At 71.2% G+C, this 12,540-nt stretch carries 11 protein-coding genes; all 11 read left to right on the top strand.

Annotated elements, in window-relative coordinates:
- Window positions 1-24 precede the first annotated feature (24 nt).
- The 11 genes from ACZ7LY_RS15110 to aroB all read left to right on the top strand — a co-directional run bounded on the left by ACZ7LY_RS15110 (window position 25) and on the right by aroB (window position 12,313).
- The gene (locus ACZ7LY_RS15110) at window positions 25-1,377 is read left to right on the top strand and encodes a replication-associated recombination protein A (RefSeq protein ID WP_471625020.1); all 1,353 of its coding nucleotides are present in this window, start codon (window positions 25-27) and stop codon (window positions 1,375-1,377) included.
- A gap of 560 nt (window positions 1,378-1,937) precedes the next feature.
- Window positions 1,938-2,552 (top strand): 30S ribosomal protein S4, encoded by a 615-nt coding sequence (gene rpsD / locus ACZ7LY_RS15105; RefSeq protein ID WP_471625019.1) that lies wholly within the window; start codon window positions 1,938-1,940, stop codon window positions 2,550-2,552.
- Window positions 2,553-2,767: 215 nt separating this feature from the next.
- Window positions 2,768-3,214: a DUF948 domain-containing protein gene (locus ACZ7LY_RS15100; RefSeq protein WP_471625018.1), complete on the top strand. Its 447-nt coding sequence runs from the start codon at window positions 2,768-2,770 to the stop codon at window positions 3,212-3,214.
- Between the two features lie 7 nt (window positions 3,215-3,221).
- The gene (locus ACZ7LY_RS15095) at window positions 3,222-3,578 is read left to right on the top strand and encodes a DUF6167 family protein (protein ID WP_471625017.1); all 357 of its coding nucleotides are present in this window, start codon (window positions 3,222-3,224) and stop codon (window positions 3,576-3,578) included.
- Window positions 3,578-6,250: an alanine--tRNA ligase gene (alaS, locus tag ACZ7LY_RS15090; RefSeq protein WP_471625016.1), complete on the top strand. Its 2,673-nt coding sequence runs from the start codon at window positions 3,578-3,580 to the stop codon at window positions 6,248-6,250. The genes ACZ7LY_RS15095 and alaS overlap by 1 nt, the downstream gene beginning before the upstream one ends.
- On the top strand, window positions 6,250-6,714 hold the full coding sequence (gene ruvX, locus ACZ7LY_RS15085) for a Holliday junction resolvase RuvX (RefSeq protein WP_471625015.1): 465 nt from the start codon (window positions 6,250-6,252) through the stop codon (window positions 6,712-6,714). Before alaS ends, ruvX begins: the two co-directional genes overlap by 1 nt.
- A 126-nt stretch (window positions 6,715-6,840) precedes the next feature.
- On the top strand, window positions 6,841-8,505 hold the full coding sequence (mltG, locus tag ACZ7LY_RS15080; protein ID WP_471625014.1) for an endolytic transglycosylase MltG: 1,665 nt from the start codon (window positions 6,841-6,843) through the stop codon (window positions 8,503-8,505).
- Entirely contained in the window at window positions 8,489-9,322 is an 834-nt protein-coding gene (locus tag ACZ7LY_RS15075) for a shikimate dehydrogenase (protein ID WP_471625013.1), read from the top strand. The genes mltG and ACZ7LY_RS15075 overlap by 17 nt, the downstream gene beginning before the upstream one ends.
- Window positions 9,323-9,528: 206 nt before the next feature.
- Window positions 9,529-10,713, top strand: a complete 1,185-nt coding sequence (gene aroC, locus ACZ7LY_RS15070; protein ID WP_471625012.1) for a chorismate synthase — start codon at window positions 9,529-9,531, stop codon at window positions 10,711-10,713.
- On the top strand, window positions 10,710-11,225 hold the full coding sequence (locus ACZ7LY_RS15065) for a shikimate kinase (RefSeq protein ID WP_471625011.1): 516 nt from the start codon (window positions 10,710-10,712) through the stop codon (window positions 11,223-11,225). Before aroC ends, ACZ7LY_RS15065 begins: the two co-directional genes overlap by 4 nt.
- Window positions 11,222-12,313, top strand: a complete 1,092-nt coding sequence (gene aroB / locus ACZ7LY_RS15060; RefSeq protein ID WP_471625010.1) for a 3-dehydroquinate synthase — start codon at window positions 11,222-11,224, stop codon at window positions 12,311-12,313. Before ACZ7LY_RS15065 ends, aroB begins: the two co-directional genes overlap by 4 nt.
- Window positions 12,314-12,540: the final 227 nt, after the last annotated feature.

Below are 12,540 nucleotides of genomic sequence, written 5' to 3'. Positions count from 1 at the left end.
GTGGGGTGACATAGGGTTTTCGTCGTGGAGCCCGACCTGTTCACCGCCGCAGCCGAAGACCGCCAGGAGAAGGACCCGTCCGCGAGCCCCCTGGCCGTCCGGATGCGCCCCCGCACCCTCGACGAGGTCGTGGGGCAGCAGCACCTGCTCAAACCGGGCTCGCCGCTGCGCCGTCTCGTCGAGGGCGGCTCCGGCCCGGCGGGCGCCTCGTCGGTGATCCTGTGGGGCCCGCCCGGCATCGGCAAGACGACCCTCGCGTACGTGGTCTCCAAGGCGACGAACAAGCGGTTCGTGGAGCTGTCCGCGATCACCGCGGGCGTCAAGGAGGTCCGCGCGGTCATCGAGGGGGCCCGGCGCGCGATGGGCGGGCACGGCAAGGAGACCGTCCTCTTCCTCGACGAGATCCACCGGTTCAGCAAGGCCCAGCAGGACTCCCTGCTGCCCGCCGTGGAGAACCGCTGGGTGACGCTGATCGCGGCGACCACCGAGAACCCGTACTTCTCGGTGATCTCTCCGCTGCTCTCCCGCTCCCTGCTGCTCACGCTGGAGCCGCTGACCGACGACGACCTGCGCGGGCTGCTGCACCGGGCGCTGGGCGAGGAGCGCGGGCTGGCCGGGGCGGTGACGCTGGAGGCGGAGGCGGAGGAGCATCTGCTGCGGGTCGCCGGCGGGGACGCGCGGCGGGCGCTGACCGCGCTGGAGGCCGCCGCCGGGTCCGCCCTCGCCAAGGGGGAGGAGACGATCACCCTCGAAAGCGTCGAGGAGACCGTCAACCGGGCGGCCGTGAAGTACGACAAGGACGGCGACCAGCACTACGACGTGGCCAGCGCCCTCATCAAGTCCATCCGGGGCTCGGACGTGGACGCGGCGCTGCACTATCTGGCGCGGATGATCGAGGCGGGGGAGGACCCGCGGTTCATCGCGCGGCGGCTGATGATCTCCGCGAGCGAGGACATCGGGCTCGCCGACCCGACCGCGCTTCCCACGGCGGTGGCCGCCGCGCAGGCCGTCGCCATGATCGGCTTCCCCGAGGCGGCGCTCACGCTGAGCCACGCGACGATCGCGCTGGCGCTGGCGCCGAAGTCCAACGCGGCGACGACCGCGATCGGGGCGGCGCTGGAGGATGTGCGCAAGGGGCTCGCGGGGCCGGTGCCGGCGCATCTGCGGGACGGGCATTACAAGGGCGCGGCCAAGCTGGGGCATGCGCAGGGGTATGTCTACCCCCATGACGTGCCCGGGGGGATCGCGGCGCAGCAGTACGCGCCGGATGCGGTGGCCGGGCGGGAGTACTACTCGCCTACGCGGTATGGGGCGGAGGCGCGGTATGCGGATGTTGTGGAGCGGGTTCGTGAGCGGTTGCGGGGGGACGGGGGGTAGGGGGCGGTCCCTGGGGGAGCTTTCCAGCGCGGGCTGCTTGCAGTGACCGTTCGCGCAGTTCCCCGCGCCCCTAGGGGGTTCTCCGGCTCAGGCCCGCTGTGCCCAGGGGGGAGATGGCGACGTAGTCGGCCCTCCCAGGGGCGCGGGGAACTGCGCGAGCAACCCCCACCGGCCGGTGGAGGGGCGACAACCTCAGGGGGCTGGTCAAGGCGGGCCGGGTTGTCCGGTAGGATGGCGCGGAGCGCTGTGTCCCGTGCTTCCGCTCCCGAAAGGGAGAAGAGGCGTCACCAGAGCGGGACATCCAGCCGGGCCCCCCGAACCGCAAGGCACAGGGGACCCAGGAGCGTCGCGCACCGTCGAAGGTGTCGCGGGCAGCCCACCACCCTCCCGCCCGGCGGGACCAGGTCGGTGGGCCACTCGCGTGCTGCACGTATGTGCCCAGACCCAGGAGCGGCTGCCTGCCCGTCCGCAAGGACGACGCGGGTTTCCCGGGCTGCGGATGCGACCTCCCGAACCCTGGTGAAGCCGTATTCGAAAACGAAACATGAGGTGTTTGGTTCATGGCGAACCAGTCCCGCCCCAAGGTCAAGAAGTCGCGTGCCCTCGGCATCGCGCTGACCCCGAAGGCCGTCAAGTACTTCGAGGCCCGCCCCTACCCGCCGGGTGAGCACGGCCGCGGCCGCAAGCAGAACTCGGACTACAAGGTCCGTCTGCTCGAGAAGCAGCGTCTGCGCGCGCAGTACGACATCAGCGAGAAGCAGATGGCCCGCGCCTACGACCGCGCCAAGAAGGCCGAGGGCAAGACCGGCGAGGCCCTGGTCATCGAGCTGGAGCGTCGTCTCGACGCCCTGGTCCTGCGTTCGGGCATCGCCCGCACGATCTACCAGGCCCGTCAGATGGTCGTCCACGGCCACATCGAGGTCAACGGCCAGAAGGTCGACAAGCCGTCCTTCCGCGTCCGTCCCGACGACGTCGTGATGGTCCGCGAGCGCAGCCGCAACAAGCCGCTGTTCCAGGTCGCGCGTGAGGGTGGCTTCGCCCCCGAGGGCGAGACCCCGCGTTACCTCCAGGTGAACCTGAAGGCCCTGGCCTTCCGCCTGGACCGTGACCCGAACCGCAAGGAGATCCCCGTGATCTGCGACGAGCAGCTCGTCGTCGAGTACTACGCCCGCTGATCTTCCAGCAGGCGCAGCGCTCTTGCGTGTGAGCCCGCCGTCTTCCCACCGTTCGCGGTCGGGGAGGCGGCGGGTTCGCGTTGCGGGGGTAATGCGGTACGGACCGCGGGGTGGGGCGCGATAGGCTCGGGGGACGACTTTTCGATGTGCGGCGGTGACGTACGGTCAGCGCCCGCGCACGAGCGAAAGCCCGACGAACCAAGGAGCGGTGCCGAGTGTCCGGTGGTGAGGTGGCCGGGATCCTGGTGGCCGTCTTCTGGGCGATCCTGGTCTCCTACCTCGCTGTGGCGCTGGCGAGGCTGGCCCAGACGCTCAGGGCGACCACGAAGCTGGTCGCGGACGTGACCGAGCAGGCCGTGCCGCTGCTCGCGGACGCCTCCGCCGCCGTGCGCTCCGCGCAGACCCAGATCGACCGGGTCGACGCCATCGCCACGGACGTCCAGGAAGTCACGTCGAACGCGTCGGCGCTCTCCTCCACCGTGGCCTCCACCTTCGGCGGCCCGCTGGTCAAGGTGGCCGCCTTCGGCTACGGAGTGCGCCGCGCCATCGGCGGGCGCGGCAAGGAAGCGCCCGCCAAGCAGAGCCGCCGCACCGTCATCGTGGGCCGCCCCGTCCCCGGCGCGCGGCGTGCCAAGCGAGCCGACCGGAATAAGAGGGACTGACCGAGCGATGTTCCGTCGTACGTTCTGGTTCACCGCGGGCGCAGCCGCCGGCGTGTGGGCCACCACCAAGGTCAACCGCAAGCTCAGGCAGCTGACGCCGGAAAGCCTCGCCGCGCAGGCCGCGAACAAGGCGGTCGAGGCAGGCCACAAGCTCAAGGACTTCGCGCTCGACGTCCGCGACAACATGGCGGAACGCGAGGCACAACTCGGCGACGCGCTCGGCCTGAACGATCCGGTGGACTCCGAACTGCCCGCGCAGCGCCGCTTCGCGGTCATCGAGAACACCTTCAAGACCCCCACCAAGCACCCCACGTACCTGAAGAACGACAGGTACGCGATCGACAACCGGAATGAGGACCACTGATGGAGTCGGCTGAAATCCGTCGCCGCTGGCTGAGCTTCTTCGAGGAGCGTGGCCACAAGGTCGTGCCCTCGGCGTCGCTCATCGCGGACGACCCGACTCTGCTGCTGGTGAACGCGGGCATGGTCCCGTTCAAGCCGTACTTCCTCGGCGAGGTCAAGCCGCCCGCCCCGCGCGCCACCTCCGTGCAGAAGTGCGTCCGTACGCCGGACATCGAAGAGGTCGGCAAGACGACCCGGCACGGCACGTTCTTCCAGATGTGCGGCAACTTCTCCTTCGGCGACTACTTCAAGGAAGGCGCCATCAAGCTGGCCTGGGAGCTGCTCACCTCCCCGGTCGACAAGGGCGGCTACGGCCTGGACCCGGAGAAGCTCTGGATCACCGTCTACCAGGACGACGACGAGGCCGAGCAGATCTGGAAGGACGTCGTCGGCGTCCCCGCCGAGCGCATCCAGCGCCTGGGCAAGAAGGACAACTTCTGGTCCATGGGCGTCCCCGGCCCCTGCGGCCCCTGCTCCGAGATCAACTACGACCGCGGCCCCGAGTTCGGCGCCGAGGGCGGTCCCGCCGTCAACGACGAGCGGTACGTGGAGATCTGGAACCTGGTCTTCATGCAGTACGAGCGCGGCGCGGGCATCGGCAAGGAGGACTTCGAGATCCTCGGCGACCTCCCGTCGAAGAACATCGACACGGGCCTCGGCCTGGAGCGCCTCGCCATGATCCTGCAGGGCGTACAGAACATGTACGAGACGGACACCCTGCGCGTCGTCATCGACAAGGCCACCGAGCTGACCGGTGTCCGCTACGGCGAGAACCACGACTCGGACGTCTCCCTGCGCGTCGTCGCCGACCACCTGCGTACGTCGACCATGCTCATCGGCGACGGCGTCACCCCCGGCAACGAGGGCCGCGGCTACGTGCTGCGCCGCATCATGCGCCGCGCCATCCGCAACATGCGCATCCTCGGCGCCACCGGGCCGGTCGTGAAGGAACTGCTCGACGTCGTCGTCGAGACGATGGGCCTGCAATACCCGGAGCTGATCTCGGACCGCAAGCGCATCGAGACGGTCGCCCTCGCCGAGGAGGCCGCGTTCCTCAAGGCCCTCAAGGGCGGCACGAACATCCTCGACACCGCCGTCACCGAGACCAAGTCCGCCGGCAAGACCGTCCTGCCCGGCGACAAGGCGTTCCTGCTCCACGACACCTGGGGCTTCCCGATCGACCTCACCCTGGAGATGGCCGCCGAGCAGGGCCTCACCGTGGACGAGGACGGCTTCCGCCGTCTGATGAAGGAGCAGCGGGAGCGCGCCAAGGCCGACGCCCAGGCCAAGAAGACCGGCCACGCCGACCTGCACGCCTACCGTGAGATCGCGGACAGCGCCGGCGCCACCGACTTCATCGGCTACACCTCGACCGAGGGCGAGTCGACCATCGTCGGCCTGCTGACCAACGGCGTCTCCTCGCCCGCCGCCTCCGAGGGCGACGAGGTCGAGGTCGTCCTCGACCGCACCCCCTTCTACGCCGAGGGCGGCGGCCAGATCGGCGACACCGGCCGCATCAAGCTGGACAACGGCGCGGTCATCGAGGTCCGCGACTGCCAGAAGCCGGTCCCCGGCGTGTACGTGCACAAGGGTGTCGTGCAGGTCGGCGAGGTCACCGTCGGCTCCCCGGCCCAGGCCACGATCGACGTGACGCGCCGGCGTGCCATCGCCCGCGCCCACTCCGCCACGCACCTCACCCACCAGGCGCTGCGTGACACGCTCGGCCCGACGGCCGCCCAGGCCGGCTCGGAGAACCAGCCGGGCCGCTTCCGCTTCGACTTCGGCTCCCCGTCCGCCGTGCCCACGGCCGTGATGACGGACGTCGAGCAGAAGATCAACGAGGTCCTCGCCCGCGAACTCGACGTGCAGGCCGAGGTCATGTCGATCGACGACGCCAAGAAGCAGGGCGCCATCGCCGAGTTCGGCGAGAAGTACGGCGAGCGCGTGCGCGTCGTCACCATCGGCGACTTCTCCAAGGAGCTGTGCGGCGGCACCCACGTCCACAACACCGCGCAGCTCGGCCTCGTCAAGCTGCTCGGCGAGTCGTCCATCGGCTCTGGCGTGCGGCGCATCGAGGCCCTGGTCGGCGTCGACGCGTACAGCTTCCTGGCCAAGGAGCACACGGTCGTCGCCCAGCTCCAGGAGCTGGTCAAGGGCCGCGCCGAGGAGCTGCCGGAGAAGATCTCCGCGATGCTCGGCAAGCTCAAGGACGCCGAGAAGGAGATCGAGAAGTTCCGCGCGGAGAAGGTCCTCCAGGCCGCCGGCGGTCTCGCGGACTCCGCCAAGGACGTACGGGGCGTCGCCCTGGTCACCGGGCAGGTCCCGGACGGCACGGGCGCCGACGACCTGCGCAAGCTGGTCCTCGACGTGCGCGGGCGCATCCAGGGCGGCCGGGCCGCCGTGGTGGCGCTGTTCACCACGGTCAACGGCAAGCCGCTCACGGTCATCGCCACCAACGAGGCGGCCCGCGAGCGCGGTCTCAAGGCCGGTGACCTGGTGCGCACCGCCGCCAAGACGCTCGGCGGCGGTGGCGGCGGCAAGCCGGACGTCGCCCAGGGCGGCGGCCAGAACCCGGCCGCGATCGGCGACGCCATCGACGCCGTCGAGCGCCTCGTCGGGGAGACCGCGAACTGATGCGCAGAGGCCGCCGACTGGCGATCGACGTGGGGGACGCGCGGATCGGGGTCGCGTCCTGCGACCCCGACGGCATCCTCGCCACGCCGGTGGAGACCGTGCCGGGACGCGATGTCCCGGCCGCCCACCGGCGGCTGCGGCAGCTCGTCGAGGAGTACGAGCCGATCGAGGTCGTCGTCGGACTCCCTCGCTCCCTCAAGGGGGGCGAGGGCCCGGCCGCCGCGAAGGTGCGCGCGTTCACCCAGGAGCTGGCGCGGGGCATCGCGCCCGTGCCGGTGCGGCTCGTGGACGAGAGGATGACCACAGTCACCGCGAGTCAGGGGCTGCGCGCCAGCGGCGTAAAGTCCAAAAAGGGCCGCTCTGTCATCGACCAGGCGGCGGCCGTCATCATCCTCCAGCAGGCTCTGGAGTCCGAACGGGCGTCAGGTAAAGCTCCCGGCGAGGGCGTCGAAGTGGTCATCTGATCGCGGTACGGTAACGTTCCGCGCGATCGGCGGCGTTCGAACAGCCGCCGCACTGCATCAAGAGGCGGAACGGTTGCCCTCCTGACCGGAACCAGGGTCCGGCGCCTCGCGGCTCGTAGGGGATCGATGACTGAGTATGGCCGGGGCCAGGGCTCCGAACCGTGGCATCCCGAGGACCCGCTCTACGGGGACCAGGGATGGGGGCAGCAGGCCGGTTCCGGCCAGGCTGCCTACGGGGGCCAGGAGCAGTACCACCCCCAGGGCGCCTACGGCGGCGGGGAGTGGAACACCGGCAATTCGCCCGAGTACGGGCAGCAGCCGGGCCCCGACTACGGCGCTCACCCGGGCCACGGTTACGGCCAGGACCAGGGGTACGGGCAGCAGGCGTACGGCGGTCAGCAGGGTCAGGGCGGCTGGGACGAGAGCGGGCAGCAGCCGGGGCAGGTCCCGTACGGGCATGACCCGATGGACCCCTACGGCACCGGCCACCAGGCCGCCTACCAGCCCGAACAGCCGGACTACTACGACGTCCCCGGCGCCTACCCGCCGCCCGAGCCGCCCGGCCGGCGCCGGCCGCCGCAGGCCGAGCCGGAGCCGGAGTGGGACGCGGGCCCCGACCAGGGCGAACACGCGTTCTTCAGCGGTGGCGGCGACGAGGACGACCTCGACGACGAGCGCGGCGGGCGGCGCGGCAGGGGCGGCAAGAAGCCCAAGAAGCGCCGCAGCGGCTGCGCCTGTCTGGTCCTCACCGCGATCTTCGTGGCGGGTGTCGGCGGCGTCGGCTACTTCGGCTACCAGTTCTACCAGGACCGCTTCGGCGCGGCCCCGGACTACGAGGGCTCGGGCAACGGCGAGACCGTCACCGTCGTCATCCCCAAGGACGCCGGCGGGTACGTCATCGGCCAGAAGCTCAAAGAGTCCGGAGTCGTGGAGAGCGTCGACGCGTTCGTCGCGGCACAGGCGGCCAACGACAAGGGCAAGTCCATCCAGGACGGCGCGTACGTCCTGGAGAAGCAGATGTCCGCCGCGAGCGCCGTCGATGCCATGCTCGACCCCAACCACCGCGCCAACCTCATCGTCTCCGAGGGCATGCGCAACGTCGTCGTCTACGCGAAGATCGACGACCGCCTCAAGCTGCCCAAGGGCACGACGGCCGGCGTGGCGAAGAAGGACTACAAGGACCTCGGGCTGCCCGACTGGGCGAGCGGCCACCCGAACGTCAAGGACCCGCTCGAAGGCTTCCTGTACCCGTCGAGCTACGCGGCGGCGAAGGGCATGAAGCCGGCGGACGTCCTCAAGCAGATGGTCGGGCGCGCCAACGACAAGTACGCGGCACTGGACCTGGAGGCCAAGGCCAAGAGCCTGAACCTGGAAAGCCCCTGGCAGCTGGTCACGGTGGCGAGCCTCGTACAGGCCGAGGGCAAGACGCACGACGACTTCCGCAAGATGGCCGAGGTCGTCTACAACCGGCTCAAGCCCACGAACACCGAGACGAACCAGATGCTCCAGTTCGACTCGACGTACAACTACCTCAAGGGTCAAAGCAAGATCAATATCGGGGAGGGCGAGATCACCTCGAACAAGGACCCGTACAACACCTACCACCACAAGGGGCTGCCGCCCGGCCCGATCGGCAACCCTGGGGACGTGGCGCTCGCCGCGACGCTCGACCCGACCAAGGACGGCTGGATGTACTTCGTCGCCACGGACGGCATGCACAAGACGGAGTTCGCCAAGACGAACGCCGAGTTCGAGAGGCTGAAGGCCAAGTTCAATGACAGCCAGAGCTGAACCGCGCAAGGCGGCCGTCCTCGGCTCGCCGATCGCCCACTCGCTGTCCCCGCAGTTGCACAACGCGGCGTACGCGGCGCTGGGCCTCGACGACTGGACGTACGACCGGTTCGACGTGGACGAGGCGGCGCTGCCCGGCTTCCTCGCCGAGGTCGGGCGCCCCGAGTGGGCCGGCCTTTCACTGACGATGCCGCTCAAGCGGGCGGTGATCCCGCTGCTCGACGAGATCACCGATACCGCCCGCTCGGTGGGGGCCGTCAACACGGTGGTCTTCCGCGCCGACGGCAGCACGCTCGGCGACAACACCGACATCCCCGGGCTCGTCGCCGCGCTGCACGAACAGGGCGTCGACAAGGTGGGGTCCGCCGCGATCCTCGGCGCGGGCGCCACCGCCTCCTCCGCGCTCGCCGCGCTCTCCCGGATCTGCGCCGGGGAGGTCGTCGCGTACGTGCGCAGCGAGCAGCGGGCCGCCGAGATGCGCGGCTGGGGCGAGCGCCTCGGCGTCGCCGTGCGCACCGCCGGCTGGGACAGGGCCGCGGACGCCTTCGACGCGCCGCTCGTCGTCTCCACCACCCCCAAGGGCGGCGCCGACCACCTCGTCGCGGCCGTCCCCGCGCGCGTGGGCACGCTGTTCGACGTGGTGTACGACCCGTGGCCGACGCCCCTCGCGGCCGTCTGGCAGGACCGTGGCGCGCCCGTGCTGAGCGGGCTCGACCTGCTGGTGCACCAGGCGGTGTTCCAGTTCGAGCAGTTCACCGGCGACACCCGGCCTGTCCTCGGCGCCATGCGCGCGGCCGGCCTGAAGGCGCTCGGCTGACCCGGCGCGCCCACCCGTGACGGCGTCGCCGTCCCCCTCGTACCGGCCGGGTGCCCGCCGCGTGTGCGCCGCGCGTCCGCCACGCGGACACCGGGGCCGGTGGCGCGGCGTGGCATGGGAGGATCGGGGGATACACGGTGGGCCGGTCCGCGCATCCGGTGCCGGCCCGCGAAGCCGTACGCAGAGCGCGAGCATGAGGAGCACCGTTGAGCAGGTTGCGCTGGCTGACCGCGGGGGAGTCGCACGGCCCCGCACTCGTGGCGACGCTGGAGGGTCTTCCCGCCGGCGTTCCGATCACCACGGAGATGGTGGCGGACCACCTGGCACGGCGGCGTCTGGGCTATGGGCGCGGGGCGCGGATGAAGTTCGAGCGGGACGAGGTGACGTTCCTCGGCGGTGTCCGGCACGGCCTCACGCTCGGCTCGCCGGTCGCGGTCATGGTCGGGAACACCGAGTGGCCGAAGTGGGAGCAGGTCATGTCGGCCGACCCCGTCGACCCCGAGGTGCTCGCGGGCCTCGCGCGCAACGCGCCGCTGACCCGTCCCCGGCCCGGCCACGCGGATCTCGCGGGAATGCAGAAGTACGGGTTCGACGAGGCGCGGCCGATCCTGGAGCGGGCGTCGGCGCGGGAGACGGCCGCGCGGGTCGCGCTCGGCGCGGTGGCCCGTTCGTACCTGAAGGAGACGACGGGGATCGAGATCGTCTCGCACGTGGTGGAGCTGTGCTCGGTGAAGGCGCCGCAGGGCGTCTACCCGACCCCCGCCGACGTGGAGAAGCTGGACGCGGACCCGCTGCGCTGCCTGGACGCGGACGCGTCGAAGCAGATGGTGGCGGAGGTGGATCAGGCGCACAAGGACGGTGACACGCTCGGCGGCGTCGTCGAGGTCCTCGCCTACGACGTGCCGGTGGGCCTCGGTTCGCATGTGCACTGGGACCGCAAGCTCGACGCCCGCCTGGCCGGGGCGCTCATGGGCATCCAGGCGATCAAGGGCGTGGAGGTCGGTGACGGGTTCGAGCTGGCGCGGGTGCCCGGTTCGCAGGCGCACGACGAGATCGTGTCCACGCCCGAGGGCATCCGCCGGGTGTCGGGGCGTGCGGGCGGCACCGAGGGCGGCCTGTCCACGGGCGAGCTGCTGCGCGTGCGGGCCGCGATGAAGCCGATCGCCACGGTGCCGCGCGCGCTGCGCACGGTGGACGTGGCGACGGGGGAGGCGGCGCAGGCCCACCACCAGCGCTCGGACGTGTCGGCGGTGCCGGCGGCCGGGATCGTGGCGGAGGCCATGGTGGCGCTGGTCCTCGCGGACGCGGTCGCGGAGAAGTTCGGCGGCGACAGCGTCACCGAGACCCGGCGCAACGTCCGCTCGTACCTCGACAGCCTCCCGATCCGGTGAGCGGCCCGCAGATCGTCCTCGTCGGACCCATGGGCGTCGGCAAGACGACCGTGGGCGAACTGCTCGCGGCGCGGCTCGGCTGCGGCTTCCGCGACTCCGACGCGGACATCGTCGCCGCGCAGGGCCGGGAGATCTCCGACATCTTCGTCGACGACGGCGAGGAGCACTTCCGGACGCTGGAGAAGGCCGCCGTCGCCGCCGCCCTCACCGAGCACGAGGGCGTCCTCGCGCTCGGCGGCGGTGCCGTCCTCGACGAGGGCACGCGCGAACTGCTCGCCGCGCACCGCGTCGTCTACCTCTCCATGGACGTGGAAGAGGCCGTCCAGCGCACCGGCCTGAACGTCGCGCGCCCGCTGCTCGCCGTCAACCCCCGCCGCCAGTGGCGGGAGCTGATGGAGGCCCGCCGCCCGCTGTACACCGAGGTCGCCCGGGCCGTCGTGGCCACCGACGGCCGCACGCCCGACGAGGTGGCCGAAGCCGTCCTCGACGCCCTGGAGTTGAAGCACTCATGAACGCCCCGATCACCCGCATCCAGGTGGCCGGAACCGCCGGGACCGACCCGTACGAGGTACTGGTGGGCCGTCAGCTCCTGGGGGAGCTGGGCTCGCTCATCGGCACCCAGGCCAAGCGCGTCGCCGTCGTCCACCCCGAGGCGCTGGCCGAGACGGGCGAGGCGCTCCGCGCCGACCTCGCCGACCAGGGCTACGAGGCGGTCGCCATCCAGGTGCCGAACGCGGAGGAGGCGAAGACCGCCGAGGTCGCCGCCTACTGCTGGAAGGCGCTCGGCCAGTCGAACTTCACCCGCTCCGACGTCATCGTCGGCGTCGGCGGCGGCGCGACCACCGACCTCGCCGGGTTCGTCGCCGCGACCTGGCTGCGCGGGGTGCGCTGGATCGCCATCCCGACGACCGTGCTCGCCATGGTGGACGCGGCGGTCGGCGGCAAGACCGGCATCAACACCGCCGAGGGCAAGAACCTCGTCGGCGCGTTCCACCCCCCGGCCGGTGTCCTGTGCGACCTCGCCGCCCTCGACTCGCTGCCCGTCAACGACTACGTGTCCGGGCTCGCCGAGGTCATCAAGGCCGGGTTCATCGCGGACGAGCGCATCCTCGAACTCGTCGAGGAGGACCCGCAGGCCGCCCGCACCCCCGAGGGCCCGCACACCTCGGAGCTGATCGAGCGGGCGATCCGGGTCAAGGCGGACGTCGTCTCGTCCGACCTCAAGGAGTCCGGCCTGCGCGAGATCCTCAATTACGGGCACACGCTCGCGCACGCCATCGAGAAGAACGAGCGCTACAAGTGGCGGCACGGCGCGGCCGTCTCCGTCGGCATGCACTTCGCCGCCGAACTCGGCCGTCTCGCGGGGCGCCTGGACGACGCGACCGCCGACCGGCACCGCACGGTCCTGGAGTCGGTCGGCCTGCCGCTGACCTACCGGTATGACCAGTGGCCCAAGCTGCTCCAGACGATGAAGGTCGACAAGAAGTCGCGCGGTGACGTGCTGCGCTTCATCGTCCTCGACGGGCTCGGCAAGCCGACCGTCCTGGAGGGTCCCGACCCGGCCGTCCTGCTCGCCGCCTACGGTGAAGTGGCCGAATAGCGGGACCTGTTGGCCCCGGGCACTTTGCGACCTCCCCGGCCGTTCACACAACGGCGGCCGGGGACGGTACCGTTCGGTAGCGCCCTGATCGCCGGGCCCCAGTGACGGTTGTACGAGACGGAGTGGCACCGGATGCAGCACGCAGTGGGATCTCCGCTGCCACCGCCCCAGCGGTCGGGGCACGGGCCGGCCGTCCCGTGGACGCCGCCGCGGCAGTCGCAGCAACA

Source organism: Streptomyces sp. NPDC107550, from assembly GCF_055639095.1.
The sequence above is the reverse complement of the archived record's forward strand: the minus strand, read 5'-3'. Positions and strand labels throughout refer to the sequence as shown.

Excerpts from the sequence above, each read along its gene's own strand:
- rpsD (WP_471625019.1), top strand. The coding sequence starts at position 1,938 with ATGGCGAACCAGTCCCGCCCCAAGGTCAAGAAGTCGCGTGCCCTCGGC.
- ACZ7LY_RS15095 (WP_471625017.1), top strand. The coding sequence starts at position 3,222 with ATGTTCCGTCGTACGTTCTGGTTCACCGCGGGCGCAGCCGCCGGCGTG.
- alaS (WP_471625016.1), top strand. The coding sequence starts at position 3,578 with ATGGAGTCGGCTGAAATCCGTCGCCGCTGGCTGAGCTTCTTCGAGGAG.
- ruvX (WP_471625015.1), top strand. The coding sequence starts at position 6,250 with ATGCGCAGAGGCCGCCGACTGGCGATCGACGTGGGGGACGCGCGGATC.
- mltG (WP_471625014.1), top strand. The coding sequence starts at position 6,841 with ATGACTGAGTATGGCCGGGGCCAGGGCTCCGAACCGTGGCATCCCGAG.
- ACZ7LY_RS15075 (WP_471625013.1), top strand. The coding sequence starts at position 8,489 with ATGACAGCCAGAGCTGAACCGCGCAAGGCGGCCGTCCTCGGCTCGCCG.
- aroB (WP_471625010.1), top strand. The coding sequence starts at position 11,222 with ATGAACGCCCCGATCACCCGCATCCAGGTGGCCGGAACCGCCGGGACC.